This is a genomic window from Actinacidiphila yeochonensis CN732 (genome assembly GCF_000745345.1).
Lineage (GTDB): Bacteria > Actinomycetota > Actinomycetes > Streptomycetales > Streptomycetaceae > Actinacidiphila > Actinacidiphila yeochonensis.
The window spans coordinates 873,254-890,062 of record NZ_JQNR01000004.1 but is presented as its reverse complement, the minus strand read 5'-3'; the positions used below and the strand labels follow the sequence as shown (position 1 = coordinate 890,062).

The window sequence follows — 16,809 nt, the reverse complement described above, 5'->3', positions numbered from 1 at the left end:
CCGGTCAGGGTCCGGTCGGGGTCCGGTCAGGGACAGCTCAGGGGCGATCGGAATGGGTGAGTGCAACGGCCTCGCGGGTAGGGGCGTCTCAGACAACAAGCACGTACGACAAATCGGTTCACATGAGAAGAAGGCAGGACGGATTCATGGGCTTCCTCGGCTGGATCATCCTGGGCCTGCTGGCCGGCGCCATCGCGAAGCTGCTGCTGCCCGGCCGCGACCCCGGAGGGGTGCTCGGCACCACGGTCATCGGCGTCGTGGGCGCCTTCGTGGGCGGCTGGATCTCCGCCCACTTCCTGCACCGTCCGGTGGGGCACCACTTCTACGACCCGAAGACGTGGCTGGCGGCCGTCGGCGGCTCCCTGGTGCTGCTCGTCCTCTACCGCGTGTTCTTCGGCGACTCGCGCGCCCGGCGCTGACCGGTGCCGCTCCCGGCCCGCGGACGGCGGCGGCCCCGGCGGCGGAGGTGCCGCCGGGGGCCGCCGCGGGGCGGGTCAGGAGTCGGAGTCCGGCCGCTTCGGGGAGTCCAGGTAGGCCTGTGTGGGCGTCATCGACACGCCGTTGATCTCGACGGTGTCGAAGGTGCTGACCTTCGCGCAGGAGTTGGTCTGCGCGGTCTGCGCGTGCGCGTCGTTCAGGGCGGCCTTGGTGTCGGCCGGGCCGCCTTGCCGGTGCCGCCGGGGAAGACGGTGCCGGAGGTCCAGTCGGAGCCGACCACCAGGGTCAGCCCGGCGGCGGTGCCCTGCTTCAGGTGCGTGGCGGACAGGCCCAGCGCGCTCGCCACCTCCTGTGCCTCCGCCTTCTGACCGGGGCCGTAGGTGAGGGTGGTGGACTCGGTGGCCGGGGCGTCGCCGCTGGTGGCCGCCTGGGTGAAGCCCTTGCCGACCAGGGCCGTCGCGACCGCGCCGGCGCGGCCGGGGATCTGGGTGGCGGTGCCGTTCTCGACCTGGACGGCGATCTGCCCGGCCGGCACCGAGCTGGCGGTCGGCGAGGCGGTGGCCTTCGCGGCCGCGGACTTGCCGCCCGAGGCGGTGGTCAGCGACTGGTCGTTGGCGATGGTGTCGAAGAGCGTCTGGGCCGAGGCGGCCGGGATGACCCGGTTCTTGTCCGCGGCGTCGGTGCCGGTCTGCATGGTGGTGAACGTCATGCGGTCGGCCGGCACCTTGTTGATGTCCTTCGCCAGGCCGATCAGCTTGTCGACGCTGCCGAGCTTGGTGTCGACGGTGAGCGCCTTCGTGGCGGCGTTGGCGAGGTCGAACAGGGCCTTCGGGTTGGTCAGGGTGCCGGCGCTCTTGAACTTGCGCATCAGCGAGCTGAGGAAGATGTGCTGGGAGTAGGTGCGGCCGAGGTCGCTGCCGTCGCCGAAGCCGTGCCGGGAGCGCAGGAACTCCAGGGCGCCGTCGCCCTTGAGGGTGTGGGTGCCCTTGGAGAGCTTCAGGTGGGAGTAGGTGTCGTAGACGTCGGCGTCCACGCACACCGACACGCCGCCGACGGCGTCGGACATGTCCACCACGCCGGAGAAGTCGACCTGGATGAAGTGGTCGATGGGTATCCCGGTCAGCTTGTGCACGGTGGCGACCTGGCAGGCCTGCCCGTAGGCGAGGGCGCTGTTGATCATGCCCTCGTAACCGCCGGTGTGGGTGCCGGTCTTGGGGTTGGTGCACTCGGGCACCTGGGTGATCGTGTCGCGCGGGATGCTCATCACCGTCGCGTTGGAGCGGTCGGCGGATATGTGCAGGACCATCTCCACGTCGGCGTTCTGGCCGGTCTGCACACCGGTCGTGGAGCAGCCGCCGCCGAGCTTGCAGTCCGCGGCGCTGGTGCGCCCGTCGCTGCCCATCACCAGGATGTTGATCGGGGTACGGCCGAAGGCGTCCGCCTTCTCCGTGCCGGCCGCGTTCTTCCCGGTGCCGTCGGTGATGGAGACGGAGGTGAGGTTGCCGTTGAGGTGGTGGTAGAGCCAGTAGCCGCCGCCGGCGGTGACCAGCAGCAGCACGGAGACGCAGATGCCGGCGATCTTCAGGAAGCGGCGCGGCCTGCGGGCGCGCCGGGAGCCGCCGCGCCGCCGACCGTGGCCGCCGCCGCGGGCGGCCGCGCGGGCCGCGGCCCGGCCGCCGGTGGGCGGGTCCCGCGGCCGGAACCGGACGGGCTGTCCGCGTCCGCACCGGAGCCGCCCGCGTCACCGTCGGCGTGCCCGGCGCGGTCGTGACCGCCGTCACGGAAGCCGGTGCCGTCGAGGCCGCGGTGGTCGCCGTAGCCGTCGAAGCCCTCGAAGACGTCGCCGTCCGGTTCGGCGGCGGCGCGCCAGCCGTCGGCGGGTGGGCCCGCCGGCGCTCCGAAGTCGTCATGGGAGCCGCTGCGCGGCCCGGGCGGTACCGGCGGGCGGCCGTAGGGCGCCTGGCCGTGCGGCTGCCCGCCGCCCCGGCCTCCCCAGGGGTCGCTCATCTCCCACTCCCTCGACGGGCGGCCGGCGCGGCAGCCGGTCACCGCGGGTGAAGGATCGACTCCACCCTGATTTCACACTTGCGCAATGCGGCAAGCATAGGTCATCGCTCCGCATCCCCCGGGGAGCATTGGTAAGCCGCTACATCTATCAGACGGCACCCGGATAGACGACCTCGCCCGCTTCCTGGTTCCCGGTTTAACAAACCTCTCATGAAGGAATCCGGGTGTCCCGAGTCACAACGCCCGCTCTCCGCCGACCGCCTGGCGGAGACTGCGGCGAAGGTGTTCTCCCGCCCCGGGGAGCGCCTCGCCGAACACGCCCCGGCGACCCCCTGACATCAGCCCCGATCGCCGGTTCCACCTGCGTTTTCGCAGCCGCGAGCGGAAAAACCCGTCGTCCTCACAGCGGGGGCACAGAACAGCTGCCCGCGGTGGTGGACCTGCCCGCCGACTTCCGGACCTCCGCAATCTCCCGGCCGATCCGCACGGAACTCCGTGGAACTCCCGTGCGGCGGCTCCGTTCGCCCCGACAGGCGGAGTCCTTTGTATACGGCCACTCCCCGCGGACCCCTCGCGCACACGTGCGGCTTGTCAGGCGCATTCCCCATGAGGGCCATTCGCCCTGTCGTCTTCTCCCCTGGGCGCCCAGGTCCGCCTGCGAGGCCCCCGACCGCGGCCCGCCCGCCGGCCCGCCGTGGCGCGGCCCCGCACGCCGAACCCGCGACGCGCGACCGGAGAACGGCCGGCCGCCCTCCCTCTGTGGGTACCCTGGGACCCGCACCGGACCGGATCAGGACCGCGGAAGCGGACGGGATGGCCAAGACGCCCGCGGGCCAGGGAGGTTGACGTGAGCAGTGGAGCCGCGCGGCCCGGCGCCCCCAGCCAGGACGGCCTGCGCAGCGCGGCGGCGGCGTTCGGCCTGCTGGCCTCGCCGCTGCGGCTGCACCTCGTCTGGCTGCTCTCCCAGGGCGACCGCGACGTGACCGGCCTCGCGGAGCGGGTCGGCGCCTCGCTGCCGGCGGTCAGCCAGCACCTGGCCAAGCTCAAGCTGGCGGGGCTGGTGCGCTGCCGGCGCGAGGGCCGGCGCCAGGTCTACCTGGTGGACGATCCGGCGGTGGTGACGGTGGTGCGGGTGATGCTCGCCCAGCTCGCCGAGCAGGCCGCGCCCGCATCCGCCGCGACGGCGGGCCGGGTCGGGGTCGGCACCTGACCCATCACGCCGGGGCGGCCGCGTGGCGCGGGGGCCGGGTCAGCCGGCCGGGCGGGGCCAGGGGCGGCCTTCGCGGCCCTCGATCGCGGAGTTGAACCGGGCGAGGTAGCCGCTGAACGCCGAGACGTCGTGGCGGTTCCAGTCGGAGAGCAGGTCGGAGAGGCCGGTGACCACCCAGGCGCGGTAGGCGCGCATCCGCCGGGCACCCTCGGGGGTGATCCGCAGCTTGCGGGCCAGGCCGCCTTCGGGGTCGGAGATGCGCTCGGCGAGCCCGGAGCGGAGCATCGCGGCGGTCTGCCGGTTGACCGTCGAGGTGTCCAGGCCGAACGCCTCGGCGAGCTGGCCGATCGACTGCGGCCCGTCGACCTCGATCCGGCTGAGCAGGATGTACGCCGAGCGCTCCAGGTGCGCCTCCGGCTCCGGCGAGGCGGCGCTCTGGCCCCTCAGCACGCTGTGCCGGCCGACGAGCATGAGCTCCTGCTCAAGCTCGACGATCTCGGGCCGTGCGACCTGCTGCTTCTCCGTCTCGCTCATCGCCATCAGCCTAGCGCCCGGCGATTCGATGTGTATCATGCACACCTTATGTATGGCCCACATTCGCGGCTCGTCCGCCCAGCCCCATGGAGCTCCTCGTGACACTCGCGGCAGCCCCGCCGCGCGCCGGCGCCGTGGTCGGCGTCCTGGCCGGCGCGGGCATCACGGTCTCGCTGATGCAGACCCTGGTCATCCCGCTCATCCCGGACCTGCCCGCCCTGCTCCACACGGGCACCGCCAACGCCTCCTGGGCGATCACCTCCACCCTGCTGGCCGCCGCCGTGGCCACGCCCGTCGCCGGCCGCCTGGGCGACCTGTTCGGCAAGCGGCACGTCCTGGTGGCCAGCACCCTGCTGCTGGTGGTCGGCTCGGTGCTCTGCGCGCTGACCAGTTCGCTGGGCCCGATGGTGGTCGGCCGCACCCTCCAGGGCATGGGCGCGGGGGTGATCCCGCTGGGCATCAGCATCATGCGGGACGTGCTGCCGCCCGAACGCCTGGGCGGCGCCATCGCGTTGATGAGTTCGTCGCTCGGCGTGGGCGGCGCCTTCGGGCTGCCGCTGTCCGCCGTGATCGCGCAGCACGCCGACTGGCACGTGCTGTTCTGGGCGTCCGCCGGCCTCGGGCTGGTGGTCACCGTGCTGCTGCTGACGGTCGTGCCGGCGCCGCGGCCCAGCGCCGCCGGGCGGTTCGACGCGGTCGGCGCGGTCGGGTTGGGGGCCGCCCTGGTCTGCCTGCTGCTGCCGGTCTCCAAGGGCGGCGACTGGGGCTGGGCCTCCGGCACCACCCTGGGGCTGTTCGGCGCGGCCGTCGTGCTGCTGCTGGTGTGGGGGTGGTGGGAGCTGCGGTCCCGCTCGCCGCTGGTCGACCTGCGCACCACGGCCCGACCGCAGGTGCTGCTGACCAACCTCGCCTCGGTGGTGGTCGGCTTCGCGATGTACGCCTCGTCGCTGGTCGCCCCGCAGCTGCTGGAGCTGCCGAAGGCGACCGGCTACGGCCTGGGCCAGTCGCTGACGAGCGCCGGCCTGTGGCTGGTGCCGTCCGGCCTGGCGATGATGGCGGTCTCGCCGCTCGGCGCCCGGCTGTCGGCGGCGTACGGGCCGAAGGTCTCGCTGTGCGCCGGGTCCGTGGTGATCTGCGCCGGCTACCTGGTGGCACTGCCGCTGATGGGCTGGACATGGGGGGTGCTGGTCTTCTCGGCCGTCACCAGCGCCGGCATCGGCCTGGCCTACGCCGCGATGCCCTCGCTCATCATGGGCGCGGTCCCGGTCGCGGACACCGCCGCCGCCAACGGCCTCAACACGCTCATGCGCTCCATCGGCACCTCCTCGTCCAGCGCGGTGATCGGGGTGGTGACCGCCCACATGACCCGGACGTTCGGCGGGCAGCCGGTGCCGTCCGAGGGCGCCTTCCACACGGCGTTCGTCATCGCGGGCGGCGCCGCGCTGGTGGCCGCGCTGGTCACGCTGGCCATTCCGGCCGGCCGTCCGGTCCGGCCGAAGGCACCGTCACCCAGCACGGAGCAGGCCCAGGCGGGCGCCTGAGCGGCGGTACGCAGGGGTCGCGGGCCCGCCGTCCGTACGGCGGGGCCCGCGGCCTTCCGTACGAATGGGCCCGCGGCCCGCGCGCGTTCAGTCCGCGGGCGGGCGTTCGGGGGCGACCAGGGCGGCCACGGACAGCGTGGCCCAGCCCACGGAGACGGCGATGGTCACGTACCGGCGGGACGTGGTCCGCAGCCGCCGGCCGAGCAGGACGGCGTCCCCGAGGTCGGCCGCGATCCGCAGCAGCGCCGCCGTCCGCAGCGCCGCGCCGTCGGGGGCGACGACCATGGCCAGACCGCTCGCCGCGTCCCGCCAGCCGAGTGGCAGCAGCGCCAACCGGGTGTCCTCGGCCACGCCGCCGTCCGGCGTCACCAGCCCCGCGGGGCGCGCCAGCACGGCCGGCCGGGCCGCCACCGCGAACCCGTAGACGGCTGTGGCCGCGCCCACGGCCCGCAGCATTCCACTCCGCACCGCACCAACCTCCTGTCGCCCCCCGAGGACCGTGCTCCGGCGGGTCCGGACGCGTGCCCGGGCCGGGCACCAGCGTATGCGGTCCCTGCCGTCCGTGCCGGTCGGGACGGCCCCCTCGTACACTCGCCCGCCACCGCGTTCCCTCGCCCGCCACCGCGCGCCGAACCCGGCACGGCGCCCCCGAACGCGGCACGGCGCCGTCGCACCGGCGGTCGGGCCGGCACGGCGGCGCCGCGCGGTGATGCGGGGGCCGGGTCGGAAGGCGTGCCCGGGCCCGGGTCACACCCTGCGCCGGCCGGTCCACAGCGGCGTGACCAGCGCGATGAGGACCGCTGCCGCACCGACCTGGAGGCCGTGCCGTATCCAGTCGACACCGCTGGTGTCGGCCACGTTGAACGCCCCGGCCAGGCCGTTGCCGATCAGGCCGCCGATGATGCCGATGACGATCGTCGCCCACAGCGGGATCGGCTGCCGCCCGGGCAGCACGAGTCGCGCCAGCAGACCGATCACCAGACCGGCGATGATTGCCCACAGGATGGTCATGATGCCTCGCTTCGTCGGGGTCTCCGTCGAAGGTCCCGCCAACGGGGGCCCTCAACCAGTCGGTTGCCCGGCACAACCCGGAACATGCCGCGTTCCGGGGTTGGTTGCGAACACCCGTGCGACTCGCATGCGCGGAGAAGCTGGGCGGCCGCGGCAGTAGCGGCCTCCGCCATTGCTGACGGGAACGGCCTCAGGCGTGACGGAGCCGGGCGCGGGCAGGCGGCGGGTATGGACGACGCAGAGGTGCCGCCGCAGCCGACCCACCCGCCCGCCGCGCCCGCTCCCCCGCCGCCGATCGGGCCGGGCCGCCGCCGGACGCGGCCCGCGCTGGTGGCCGGGGTACTGGCCGGGGCGCTCGTCCTGGCGCTGGCCCTCGTGCACGTCGCACGTTCCGGCTCCGGCTCCGGCGGGGACGGCGGTACCGGCCGGCAGCTCGCTCGACCGGCGGCCGGCGCCGGGGACTTCCGGGCCCAGGCCGCCGGACTGGTCGTACTCGACGGGGTGTCGGGCCGCGTCCAGGTGACGGCGGACCCGGACGCCCGCACGGTGTCCGGTGGATTCCGTCGCCAGGACGGGGAGTTCGCCGCCCTTCGCGGCACCGTGGCACGGGACCCGGCCTCCGGCGGCGAGGCGCTCACCCTCCGCTGCGAGGACGCGGCCGGCACCGGGCAGCCGTGCGCGGGCGACCTCGACCTGACGGTGCCGGCCAGCACGGGGCTGCGGCTGCGCCAGACCTCCGGCGAGACGGCGCTGACCGGCCTCGGCGGCGACCTCAGCGTCGACGCCGCCTCGGTGCGGCTCACCATGTCCGGGCTGCACCCGGCGCACGCGGCCGTGACGGTGGCCTCCGGGAGCGCCGACCTCGGCTTCGCCGCCGCGCCCGCGGACCTCGACCTGCACGCCGTCTCGGCCTCCGTCGCGCTGCTGCTGCCGCCCGCGCGCGGCGGGTACGCGGTCACCACGGCCGCGTCCTCGGCGAGCGTCCAGGTGGCCGTCGAGCGCGACGCCGCCTCCGCGCACCGCGTGGCCCTCACCGTCACCTCGGGCTCGCTGTCGGTCCGGAACAGCTGAGGCCCGACGGCGTACGGGCGGAACACCCCCCGGGTGAGCGGCCCGGCGCGGACGACGCGGACGACGCGGACGACGCGGACGACGGCCACGAGTACCACAAGCACCATGACCGCCACGAGCACCAGACGAACCCGGCACGACCACGGAGAACCGCGAGGCGGCAGATGTCGACACACACGTACAAACGGGGCACCTCCCAGGCTGCGGGACCGCTGCGGGACCTGCTCGGGCCCGCCGGCCGGGCCGGCTTCACCGCGCGGGGCGTGATCTACCTGCTCGTCGGCTTCCTCGCGGCACGGATCGCCTTCGGCGACGGCGACAGGGCGGCGGACCGCCAGGGCGCACTCCGGCAGATCGGCCAACAGCCCTTCGGCACCTTCCTGTTGTGGCTGCTGGCAGTGGGTCTGGCGGGCATGGCACTGTGGCGCGGGGCGCAGGCCGCGGCCGGCGGCGAGGGGGCCGGCAAGCGCGCGGCGGGCGCGGCCCGGGCGGTCTTCTACGCCGTGGTGTGCTGGGGCACCGCGACGTACGCGGCCGGCGTCGGCGGCGGTTCGGGCAGCGACCAGCAGTCGAAGGACTGGACGGCCACCGTGCTGAAGCTGCCCGCGGGCCGCTGGCTGGCCGGCGCCGCCGGGGTGGGGTTGTGCGCGGCGGGCCTGGCGGTCGCGGTGCGCGCCGTGCGCCGGACGTTCCTGAAGAAGCTGGAGACGGCGCGGATGGGTCGGCGCACCCGGATGGCGGTCACCGTGGCGGGTGCCTGCGGCGGGGCCGCGCGGGGCGCGGTGTACGCGGGGGCGGGCGTCTTCGTGGTGGTCGCGGCGGTCCGCTTCGACCCGCACCGGGCCAAGGGGATGGACGACACGCTGCGGGCCTTCGCGCACACCCCGGCGGGGCCGTGGCTGCTGGTCGCGGTGGCCGCCGGGCTGGCCCTGTTCGGCGTGTTCTCCTTCGCCTCGGCGCGCTGGCGCAGGCTGTGAACCGCCCCGTCCACCGCTTGCCGGCAGATCGGCGGCCGCGCGGACGAAGGGAAAGCCCCGCGGGGGCAACGGACGTGGATTCCGTTGCCCCCACGGGGCGTTCCGTACTCAGCGGCGCCCGCGGCGTCTGCCGGAGGTGGACCAGCCGGCGCCGAAGCCGGCCAGGTGCAGGGCGACGAGGAACACGCCGGCGATCAGCAGGCTGAACGGCGTGAACGCCGCGTCGGTGTGCGTACTCGTGGCGTTGAGGAGATAGGCGATGGCGAGGACGACGGCGCCCACGGCGGCGAACATGGCGAATGCCTCCCGGTTGGTGGCCGGAGGGACACCGGCCGGTACCGGCGCTCCGGTCGGGCGCGTTCGGCGCCCTCACCTCGCGGCTTCCCGTGAACTCGCGTTTGACGCACCGCTGTTCGGCGGACCGGCCGGTCGCGGGAGGAGCGGTCGCGCTGGTCAGGAGAGGCGGGCGGCCATGAGCGCGATGTCGTCGCCGCCGTCGGGCGGGAAGTGGGCGAGCAGCAGCTCGCAGACCCCCTCGACGTCCTGGGGGCCGTCCGCCAGCACCCGCGCCATGCGCTCCATCGCCTCGTCGAGGTCGGTGCCGCGCCGCTCGACGAGGCCGTCGGTCACCATCACCAGCTGCGTCCCGGGGCTCACCGGAACCCGCGTGGCGGGCGGGTGCGGCAGGCCCAGACCGAGCATCGGGCCGTGGCCGGTGACGAAGCGGGTACCGCCGTCCGGGTCCCGCAGCACCGGCGGCAGGTGGCCGGCGTTGGCGACGCGCACCGCACCGCCGCCCGCGCCGCCGTCGGCACCCGCCTCCACCAGGACCACGCACAGGGTCGCGCCGACGGAGGCGTCGACCTGCTGCAGGAGGTGGTCGAGCAGGGTGAGGATCTCGACCGGGCCGTGGCCCTCCAGGGCGTAGGCGCGCAGCGCGTGCCGCAGCTCGCCCATGACCACGGCGGCGTCCAGCGAGTGCCCGGCGACATCGCCGACGGCCAGCAGCAGGCCGTCGCGGACGGTCAGGGCCTCGTAGAAGTCGCCGCCGATCTCCGCCGTCCGGCTGGCCGGCAGGTAGCGCACGGCCAGTTCGGCGAGCGGGGTGGAGGGCAGCGAGACCGGGAGGAAGGTGCTCTGGAGGGTCAGTGCGAGGGCGTGCTCCCTGCGGTAGGAGCGCAGCGCCTCCAGGGAGAGCGCGCAGGCGTGGACGAGTTGGGTGAGGACCTCCTCGTCGGCGTCGAGCGCGTCGTACGGCAGCACGACGCAGGCGGCGGAGCCGGCGCCCTTGGCCTGGGCCGAGGCCACGGCCAGCTGCCCGGACGCGCCGGCGGGCAGGCCCGGGACGGCCAGCCGCCCGGCCGGCACCACCTCCAGCCGGACGGCGGCCGCGGCCGGGGAGCGGGGCCGCAGGAACTCCCGTACGAACCGCTCGGGTGGCTCGGCGCCCACCGCGGTGCCGCCGTCCGCGGCGCCGTCCACCTGGATCGGCCGGTCCTCGGGGGTGCGGACCACCACGGCGGCGGCGGTGCGGTAGATGCGGGTGGCGCCCAGGACGGTACGGGCGGCCAGTTCGGCGGCGTCCTCGGCGCGGTAGAAGTCGACGGTGGCGCGGTTGAGTTCGCTCAACCGCTCGGCCAGCGTCTCGGCCCGCTGCCGGGCCCGGGCGTAGCGGAGCGCGGCGGCCACGGTGGCGAGCAGCTCGTCGGGCGCGACGGGCTCGGTGAGGTAGGCGTCGGCGCCCCGGTTGAGGCCCTGGGCGCGGTCGGTCACGCTGATCGCGGAGGCGGAGACCTGGATGACGGGCAGTCCGGCGGTACGCCGTTCGGCCTTGACGGCCTCGCACACGTCGAACCCGGTCATGTCGGGCAGCCGTACGTCGACGACGGCGGCCTCGGGCAGCCGCGGCGCCTCCCGGAGCAGCGCGATCGCGCTCGCGCCGTCCTCGGCCTCGACCACCTCGTGTCCGGCTCGGCGCAGGTAGGTGCCCAGGACGTAGCGGTTGGTGGGGTTGTCGTCGACGATGAGCACCAGGGCCGGTGCCCCGTCGGTGAGCGGGTCCCGTGTCATGCCTGCGCCGTGTCCCCGCCGCCGGCAGGACCCGCGCCGGTGGGGCCGCGATCCGTGGAGCCGCCGTCCGTGGAGCCACCGTTCGAGGCGCCGCCGTTCGAGGAGCCGCCGGCACCTTCGCCGTCCGGCCCGCCGTGGTCGGCGGGGTGCTGCCCCGCCGGGCCTCGGTCGGCCGGGTGGCGTTCGCCGGGACTCCGGTCCGACCGGCTCTGGTCCGACCGGCTCTGGTCCGCCGGGTGGCGCTCCTCCGGCCGCGGGGGTCGTCGTCCGCCGCCCAGTGCCGGGGCGAGGACGTCGGCGAGCCGGTCCGCGGACAGGTGGGTCTTGCCCAGTACGGCCTGCGCGTGTCCGAGCCGCGAGGCGTCCAGCTCGGAGCGGTCGCCCGCGGTGAGGACCACCACGGGTATCCGGGCCAGCGCGGCGTCGCGGGAGAGCGTCCCCAGCACCTGGTAGCCGTCGGGTGCCGGCATCCCGAGGTCCAGCAGGACGGCCTCGGGCCGGCGCCGGCGGATGACGGCCACGGCCCGGGCGCTGTCGGTGACCTCGGTGACGGACCGGGCCAGCCGGTCGAGGACCGGCCGCATGGACGCCAGGAAGACCGGGTCGTCGTCGACGACGACCAAGGAGTCAAGGCGCGGTCCGGCGTCCCCGCCGCGGGTCCCGCCGCCGCCCTCGTACCGGGCGGGCCGGTCGCCGACCGGGCCGGCTCCGGCGGCGGGGCCGGCCGGGATCTCGACCGTCACCTCGGTGCCGGCGCCCGGGGCGCTGGACAGCGCCAGCCGCCCGCCGAGGAGTTCGGTCAGCCGCCGGGCGTAGGGCAGGCCGAGGCCGGTGCCGGAGCGGGCTCGCTGGTGCGGGCCGCGCACCTGGTAGAACTCCTCGAAGACGCGGCTCTGCTCCTCGGCGGGGATGCCGACTCCGGTGTCGGCGACGGTGAACGCGTACCAGGCGCGGCCGTCGCGCCGCTGCCGCTCCACGGTGAGCCGGACCTCCCCCTGCTCGGTGAACTTCAGGCTGTTGGACAGCACGTTGCGCAGCACCCGGGTGAGCATCACCTCGTCGGTGGTGAACGGCTGCGGGGCGCCGTCGCCCGAGCCGCCGACGGCGTCGGGGACATCGGGCGCGTCGGGCACGTCGGGGATGACGAGGGCCACGCCGGGCCGGGCGGTGCCGCCGAGGGTGCCGCGCAGCTGGTGCAGGAGCATCCGCAGGTCCACGGGGACGAGTTCGGGCTCCAGCCGGCCGGACTCGGCCTTGGCGACGTCGAGCAGCTCCTCGACCAGGGCCAGCATGGTGCTGGCGGAGGAGGCGATCATGCCGATCTGCTGCCGCTGCTCCTCGCTGAGCGGGTCGGCCTCCGGTGCCAGCAGCAGCCGGGTGAGGCCGATCACGCCGTTGACCGGGGAGCGCAGTTCGTGGCTGACGTTGGCCCAGAACCTGGTCTTGGCCTCGTTGAGCAGACTGAGCTGCCGGGACTTCTCCTCCAGCTCGGCGTGCAGGGCCACCACGCCGCTGTTGGTGGTCTCCAGCTCGTCGGACAGCTCCGCGTACAGGGCCATGACGCCCTGGTTGGTCTTCTCCAGCTCCTCGTTGAGCCGCTGGAGCTCCTCCTGGTGCGCCCGGGCCTGCTGGAGGGCGTCGAGCAGGTCGTGGTTCTGGCTGCGCAACTCCTCGCCCATACTGACGCCGCTCAGTCCCCTCAACTCTGCCCGTGCCCCTGCCGCCCGCTCCCGCAGCGGTGTCTCCGCCCACGGAATCTGCTGCCCCAGGACGACCCGGGGAAACGGTTCCTCCTCCCACCGGCACAGGTGGAGCAGCCGGTGGGCGGCCTCCAGGGCCCCGGCGCCGGGCCGCACGCCTCCGCCGCAGCTCCAGCCGAACTCGACCAGCACCTCGGGCCGCCCCACCCCACCGAGCTCCAGCCGGCCGGTCAGCCCCGGCGCGGCGAGCAGGTCCCGGCCGACCTCGCTGACCACGGTGGCCAACCGGACGGTGCCGGCCTCGGACACGCCCAGCGTGCGGCAGGCGACCTGGACGTCCCGGCGCAGCGCCAGCAGGTCGCGCTCGCCGCCCAGCGCCCGGGCCAGGACGCACAGCGGGTCGCCCTCGGGGGCCGGGCCGGGGGCGGGTCCGGGGGCGGGGGCGGGCGTCATCGCGGCACCGTCCGGCCGGTCATGACGGCACCTTGACGACGACGACGCCCGCGTCGTCCCGGCGGGTCCCGGCCTGCCACAGCAGCTGACCGGCGATCAGGGCGGGTTCCTGGCCGAGCAGGCCGGGGAAGTCGCCGGCCTGCCAGCGGCCGCTCAGGCCGTCCGAGTGGAGCACCAGGGCGGTGCCGGGCGGCAGGTCCGCCTCGTGGGTCCGCGGCCGGCCGACGTTGTGGCCCACGATGCCCGGGGTGGAGGGCAGTTGCTGCCGGGTGTCCGGGCCGAGCACGAAGCCGGAGATGTTGCCCGCGCCGCACAGCGCGACCCGCCGCGCGGCCGGGTCGACCCGGGCCACGGCGATCGCGGCGCCGCGGGTGCCGCGCAGCCGGGTGTGGAGGTCGGCCAGCACCCGCGCCGGGTCCTCGGCCCGGCTCTCCCGGAAGGCCAGCCGTGCCTCGTCGGCGGCTCGGGCGGCCAGTGGACCGTGGCCGAGGCCGTCGCACGCCATCACCAGCAGCGCCGACGAGCCGTTCCCGGACGGCTGTTCACGCGCCGCCCAGGTGTCGCCGCAGCTGCTCTCGCCGCCGATCGGCCTGGTCAGCCCGCTGACCTCGACGGCGAACCGTTCCGCTGCCGGGTCGGCGGGCCCGCGGAAGCGCGCGAACACCCCCGTGCCGCGGCCCGGCAGGGTGTGGATGCCGAAGGTGTCGGCGAGCCGTCGTATGGTGCCCAGCCCCAGGCCCAGGGTGCCGGCGGTGGAGGAGCCGTCGCGCAGCGCGGCGCCGAGGTCGGTGATGCCGGGGCCGCTGTCGAGGGAGAGCACCTCGACGTCGGCCTGCCCGCCGCTGGCGGCCACCCGCAGCGCCAGCGCCCCGTCGGTGCTGTGCCGCTGGAGGTTGGTGGCCGCCTCGGTGACGGCGAGCGCGAGGTCGCCGGCCCGGGCCGCGCCGAGCCCGACCCGGCGGGCCAGCAGCGCGGCGTGCCGCCGGCCCGCGGAGGCGAGCGCCTCGTCGGTCCGCAGCCACACCACCTCGCCCGCCTCCGTGGACGGGCCGGCCGTCATCGCGCCCACTTGACGACGACCACGGTCGTGCCCCGGCCTGGCGCGGACTCCAGTTCGAACTCGTCCGCCAGCCGCTTGGCCCCGCTGAGCCCCAGGCCCATGCCGCGGCCGGACGACCAGCCGTCCGTCAGCGCGAGCTCCAGGTCGGGGATGCCCGGGCCGTCGTCACGGAAGGCGACCCGGACGCCGCGGCGGCCGCCCCGGCTGACGATGCTCACCCGCATCGTCCCGCCGCCGCCGTAGCTGAGGGTGTTGCGGGCCAGTTCGCTGGCGGCGGTGACCAGCTTGGTCTGGTCGACCAGCGACAGCTCCGCCTGCTGGGCCAGGGCCCGCACCGCCTGACGGGCTCTGACCACGTCGGCGTTGCCGGCGATCGCGGACTCCTCCGCCGACGACTCCTCAAGCGGTTCCGACGTCGGGTTCACGGGCGTACCGGACCTGCGCCCCGGGAGCGGCGCAGCTCCCCGATCCCCTGCTCCAGGTTGAGGGCGGTCCGCACCCCGCCCAGCGACAGCCCGAGCTCCACCAGCGTCATCGCGACCGCCGGGCGCATCCCGACCACGACCGTCTCGGCGCCGAGCACCCGGGAGATCGCGGCGATCGAGGCGAGCATGCGGCCGACGAAGGAGTCGACGATCTCCAGCGCGGAGATGTCGATCACCACGCCGTGGGCGCCGGTGTCGACGATCCGCTGCGACAGGTCCTCCTGGAGGTCCATCACCATCTGGTCCTCCAGGTCGATCTGGATGGAGACCAGCAGCACGTCGCCGATCTTCAGGACCGGTACGCGGTCGGTCACACCAGGCCGCCGATCTCGATCCGGCCGCGCTCGATGCTCTCCAGCGCGTGGCGCAGGGCGTCGGCCAGGGTCGCCTTGGTGGTGATGTCGCCGAACTCGATGCCGAGGGCGACGATGGTCTGGGCTATCTGCGGGCGGATGCCGGAGATGATGCACTGGGCGCCCATCATCCGGGCCGCCACCACGGTCTTCAGCAGGTGCTGGGCGACCTGGGTGTCGACGGCGGGCACGCCGGTGATGTCGACGATGGCGTGGGTGGCGTTCAGGTCCAGCAGCGACTGGAGCAGCTTCTCCATCACCACCTGGGTGCGGGCCGAGTCCAGGGTGCCGACCAGCGGGACACCGACGACGCCCTCCCACAGCTTGACCACCGGGGTGGACAGTTCGAGCAGCTGCTCGGCCTGCGAGGAGATGATCTCCTCGCGGGTCCTGGCGTGCACCTCGACCGTGTACAGGCCGAGGTCGTCCAGCACCCGGGCGAACTGGAGGTACGCCGTGAGGTCCTCGGTCCCCGACAGCGACGGCTCCAGCACCTCCTTGAGGGCGAGGACCCCGGAGGCCGTCTCGGTGGTGCTGAAGCCCTGCCGGGCCCGGTTGCGCGACAGCTCCGCCAGCATGCTGCGGACCTCGCCGTAGGGCTCCGAGCGGGTGGCGAGTCCGCCTTCGCGCACCGCCGCGAGCAGGGCGGTGTAGAGGTCGCCGAGCTCCTGCTGGACCTCGGCGGGGGTGAGCCGGCCGGCCAGCGTCGTGGTGACGCCGCGCACCCAGCGCGCCACGAACTCCGGCTCGCCGTCCGTCAGCAGGCGGACCAGCCGGTCCGCCTCCCCGTCGTGCGCCATCCGAGTACCCCTTCGCCGATGTCTCCTGGCTTCGAACGCTTGGCCACGCACCCTACGTCATGACGTACCGTCACAGTCGGGCCAAGGCCGTCGGTGCGGGACCGCGGCAAGGATGACCTGCCCCGGTAGGCCGCGTTCACGCCACATCGGCCCCGGTGCGCGTACGGCGCCGCGCCGACGGGGTCTCGGCGCGCCGGACACCGGCGGGACAGGCTGTCCGGACACCGGCGGGACAGGCCGTAGGGAAGAGCCCCGGAACCGCGGGCGCTGAGCGGGAGGCCGGCCCCGCCCGCTCGGCGCGGGCGTGCGCCGTCCCCTCGACGCGACGATGACGACGACCGCCGCCGCCTCCGCTCCTGCTCCTGCTCCTGCTCCTGCTCCTGCTCCTGCTTCGAGCCGGACGCCGCGACCGCCCTCGGCGCCCTGGCGGGCCCGCGACCGGGTCCCCTCGGACGGCCCAGCGCCAAGGCCGGCGCTCGGGCCCACGCGGTGAGCCCGGGCGCGCGCCCGTCCGTTCCGGCGCACTCTGTGTACCAACGGGTCGCCGGGGGCAGCCGAGGGCATGAGCGTGGCAACGGCGAGCCCCGCCCGACCGAACCGAACCGTACGCCAGCCACCACGTCTTGAGGCCACCGCATGTCCGAACAACCGTTCCCGCCAGGTGCCGGCCCCGTGGGCAGCCACGACCTCCAGCTCGCCGCGGAGGCCCGTCGGGCGGTGATGCGGCTGCTGGACGGGGTGCCCGGCGACCTCGAACGGCTCAGAGCGGACGCCGGGCTCGTCGTCGCCGAGCTGGTGAGCAACGCGCTGCGGCACGGCGGCGGACTGGTGGCGTTCGAGGCGGCGGTCACACCCGACGGTTCGGGGCTGCGGCTCCAGGTCAACGACGCCAGCGCCGCCCGGCCGGTGGCCCGCCGCACCCTGGGCGCGGACCCGGAGAAGCCGGGCGGCTTCGGGTGGCCCATCATCGAACGGCTGGCCTCCTCGGTGGAGGTGGAGGTGCTGCCGGTGGGCGGCAAGCGGATCGTCGTCGTCCTGCCGCTGGCGTAGCGGCCGGCGGACGGAACGAGCACGGCGAACACGGCGCGCCGTGACCGCG

The 16,809-nt window shown here is 75.0% G+C and carries 18 protein-coding genes; 6 read left to right on the top strand and 12 right to left on the bottom strand.

Translation table 11 applies throughout. From position 1 onward, the window contains the following. Positions 1 to 146 precede the first annotated feature (146 nt). Positions 147 to 419 carry a GlsB/YeaQ/YmgE family stress response membrane protein gene (locus BS72_RS10410; protein ID WP_037908857.1) on the top strand — a complete coding sequence of 91 codons (273 nt, stop codon included), beginning with the start codon at positions 147 to 149 and terminating at the stop codon, positions 417 to 419. A 215-nt stretch (positions 420 to 634) separates the two neighbouring features. Here the strand turns inward: BS72_RS10410 and BS72_RS10405 are convergent, their stop codons facing one another. Together BS72_RS10405 and BS72_RS10400 are read right to left on the bottom strand one after the other, a co-directional pair. After that, positions 635 to 1,996 carry an LCP family protein gene (locus tag BS72_RS10405; protein WP_322942187.1) on the bottom strand — a complete coding sequence of 454 codons (1,362 nt, stop codon included), beginning with the start codon at positions 1,994 to 1,996 and terminating at the stop codon, positions 635 to 637. Positions 1,997 to 2,019: 23 nt separating this feature from the next. Then, positions 2,020 to 2,445: a hypothetical protein gene (locus BS72_RS10400; protein ID WP_037908856.1), complete on the bottom strand. Its 426-nt coding sequence runs from the start codon at positions 2,443 to 2,445 to the stop codon at positions 2,020 to 2,022. Positions 2,446 to 3,292: 847 nt separating this feature from the next. On the opposite strand from BS72_RS10400, the gene BS72_RS10395 reads away from it, so the two are divergent. Beyond that, positions 3,293 to 3,655 (top strand): ArsR/SmtB family transcription factor, encoded by a 363-nt coding sequence (locus BS72_RS10395; RefSeq protein WP_037908854.1) that lies wholly within the window; start codon positions 3,293 to 3,295, stop codon positions 3,653 to 3,655. Between the two features lie 39 nt (positions 3,656 to 3,694). Here the strand turns inward: BS72_RS10395 and BS72_RS10390 are convergent, their stop codons facing one another. Next, a complete protein-coding gene (locus tag BS72_RS10390) occupies positions 3,695 to 4,189 on the bottom strand; it encodes a MarR family winged helix-turn-helix transcriptional regulator (protein WP_051951020.1) in 495 nt (164 codons plus the stop codon). Between the two features lie 86 nt (positions 4,190 to 4,275). Between BS72_RS10390 and BS72_RS10385 the strand changes: the two genes are divergently transcribed. Further along, positions 4,276 to 5,730 carry an MFS transporter gene (locus BS72_RS10385; RefSeq protein ID WP_037908851.1) on the top strand — a complete coding sequence of 485 codons (1,455 nt, stop codon included), beginning with the start codon at positions 4,276 to 4,278 and terminating at the stop codon, positions 5,728 to 5,730. 87 nt (positions 5,731 to 5,817) lie between these two features. On the opposite strand, the gene BS72_RS10380 is transcribed toward BS72_RS10385, so the two are convergent. Together BS72_RS10380 and BS72_RS10375 are read right to left on the bottom strand one after the other, a co-directional pair. Then, on the bottom strand, positions 5,818 to 6,198 hold the full coding sequence (locus BS72_RS10380) for a hypothetical protein (RefSeq protein ID WP_037908848.1): 381 nt from the start codon (positions 6,196 to 6,198) through the stop codon (positions 5,818 to 5,820). Between the two features lie 279 nt (positions 6,199 to 6,477). Continuing rightward, positions 6,478 to 6,741, bottom strand: a complete 264-nt coding sequence (locus tag BS72_RS10375; RefSeq protein WP_037908846.1) for a GlsB/YeaQ/YmgE family stress response membrane protein — start codon at positions 6,739 to 6,741, stop codon at positions 6,478 to 6,480. 228 nt (positions 6,742 to 6,969) lie between these two features. Between BS72_RS10375 and BS72_RS10370 the strand changes: the two genes are divergently transcribed. Continuing rightward, positions 6,970 to 7,812, top strand: coding sequence for a hypothetical protein (locus tag BS72_RS10370; RefSeq protein WP_037908843.1), 843 nt, complete (start codon positions 6,970 to 6,972; stop codon positions 7,810 to 7,812). A 164-nt stretch (positions 7,813 to 7,976) separates the two neighbouring features. Continuing rightward, a complete protein-coding gene (locus BS72_RS10365) occupies positions 7,977 to 8,789 on the top strand; it encodes a DUF1206 domain-containing protein (protein ID WP_037908841.1) in 813 nt (270 codons plus the stop codon). A 108-nt stretch (positions 8,790 to 8,897) separates the two neighbouring features. On the opposite strand, the gene BS72_RS10360 is transcribed toward BS72_RS10365, so the two are convergent. The 7 genes from BS72_RS10360 to BS72_RS10330 form a co-directional block, all read right to left on the bottom strand. Then, positions 8,898 to 9,083: a hypothetical protein gene (locus tag BS72_RS10360; RefSeq protein ID WP_037908839.1), complete on the bottom strand. Its 186-nt coding sequence runs from the start codon at positions 9,081 to 9,083 to the stop codon at positions 8,898 to 8,900. 159 nt (positions 9,084 to 9,242) lie between these two features. Further along, on the bottom strand, positions 9,243 to 10,859 hold the full coding sequence (locus BS72_RS10355) for a fused response regulator/phosphatase (protein ID WP_037908837.1): 1,617 nt from the start codon (positions 10,857 to 10,859) through the stop codon (positions 9,243 to 9,245). Continuing rightward, on the bottom strand, positions 10,856 to 13,012 hold the full coding sequence (locus BS72_RS10350; RefSeq protein ID WP_063836021.1) for an ATP-binding response regulator: 2,157 nt from the start codon (positions 13,010 to 13,012) through the stop codon (positions 10,856 to 10,858). Before BS72_RS10350 ends, BS72_RS10355 begins: the two co-directional genes overlap by 4 nt. Before the next feature lie 19 nt (positions 13,013 to 13,031). Continuing rightward, entirely contained in the window at positions 13,032 to 14,072 is a 1,041-nt protein-coding gene (locus tag BS72_RS10345; RefSeq protein ID WP_037909958.1) for an ATP-binding SpoIIE family protein phosphatase, read from the bottom strand. After that, on the bottom strand, positions 14,069 to 14,497 hold the full coding sequence (locus BS72_RS10340) for an anti-sigma regulatory factor (RefSeq protein WP_037908834.1): 429 nt from the start codon (positions 14,495 to 14,497) through the stop codon (positions 14,069 to 14,071). Before BS72_RS10340 ends, BS72_RS10345 begins: the two co-directional genes overlap by 4 nt. Then, complete coding sequence (locus BS72_RS10335; protein WP_037908832.1) at positions 14,494 to 14,871, bottom strand: STAS domain-containing protein; 378 nt, start codon at positions 14,869 to 14,871, stop codon at positions 14,494 to 14,496. Before BS72_RS10335 ends, BS72_RS10340 begins: the two co-directional genes overlap by 4 nt. Then, positions 14,868 to 15,710: an STAS domain-containing protein gene (locus tag BS72_RS10330; RefSeq protein ID WP_037908829.1), complete on the bottom strand. Its 843-nt coding sequence runs from the start codon at positions 15,708 to 15,710 to the stop codon at positions 14,868 to 14,870. Before BS72_RS10330 ends, BS72_RS10335 begins: the two co-directional genes overlap by 4 nt. A gap of 672 nt (positions 15,711 to 16,382) precedes the next feature. Here BS72_RS10330 and BS72_RS10325 point away from each other — a divergent pair. Further along, on the top strand, positions 16,383 to 16,760 hold the full coding sequence (locus tag BS72_RS10325; protein ID WP_051950911.1) for an ATP-binding protein: 378 nt from the start codon (positions 16,383 to 16,385) through the stop codon (positions 16,758 to 16,760). Positions 16,761 to 16,809 lie beyond the last annotated feature (49 nt).

What these genes read in the sequence shown, in the direction of transcription:
- BS72_RS10345 (WP_037909958.1), bottom strand. Translation starts at nt 14,072, where the DNA reads ATGACGGCCGGCCCGTCCACGGAGGCGGGCGAGGTGGTGTGGCTGCGG.
- BS72_RS10385 (WP_037908851.1), top strand. Translation starts at nt 4,276, where the DNA reads ATGGAGCTCCTCGTGACACTCGCGGCAGCCCCGCCGCGCGCCGGCGCC.
- BS72_RS10390 (WP_051951020.1), bottom strand. Translation starts at nt 4,189, where the DNA reads ATGAGCGAGACGGAGAAGCAGCAGGTCGCACGGCCCGAGATCGTCGAG.
- BS72_RS10375 (WP_037908846.1), bottom strand. Translation starts at nt 6,741, where the DNA reads ATGACCATCCTGTGGGCAATCATCGCCGGTCTGGTGATCGGTCTGCTG.
- BS72_RS10410 (WP_037908857.1), top strand. Translation starts at nt 147, where the DNA reads ATGGGCTTCCTCGGCTGGATCATCCTGGGCCTGCTGGCCGGCGCCATC.
- BS72_RS10355 (WP_037908837.1), bottom strand. Translation starts at nt 10,859, where the DNA reads ATGACACGGGACCCGCTCACCGACGGGGCACCGGCCCTGGTGCTCATC.
- BS72_RS10330 (WP_037908829.1), bottom strand. Translation starts at nt 15,710, where the DNA reads ATGGCGCACGACGGGGAGGCGGACCGGCTGGTCCGCCTGCTGACGGAC.
- BS72_RS10350 (WP_063836021.1), bottom strand. Translation starts at nt 13,012, where the DNA reads ATGACGCCCGCCCCCGCCCCCGGACCCGCCCCCGGCCCGGCCCCCGAG.
- BS72_RS10365 (WP_037908841.1), top strand. Translation starts at nt 7,977, where the DNA reads ATGTCGACACACACGTACAAACGGGGCACCTCCCAGGCTGCGGGACCG.
- BS72_RS10400 (WP_037908856.1), bottom strand. Translation starts at nt 2,445, where the DNA reads ATGAGCGACCCCTGGGGAGGCCGGGGCGGCGGGCAGCCGCACGGCCAG.
- BS72_RS10360 (WP_037908839.1), bottom strand. Translation starts at nt 9,083, where the DNA reads ATGTTCGCCGCCGTGGGCGCCGTCGTCCTCGCCATCGCCTATCTCCTC.
- BS72_RS10370 (WP_037908843.1), top strand. Translation starts at nt 6,970, where the DNA reads ATGGACGACGCAGAGGTGCCGCCGCAGCCGACCCACCCGCCCGCCGCG.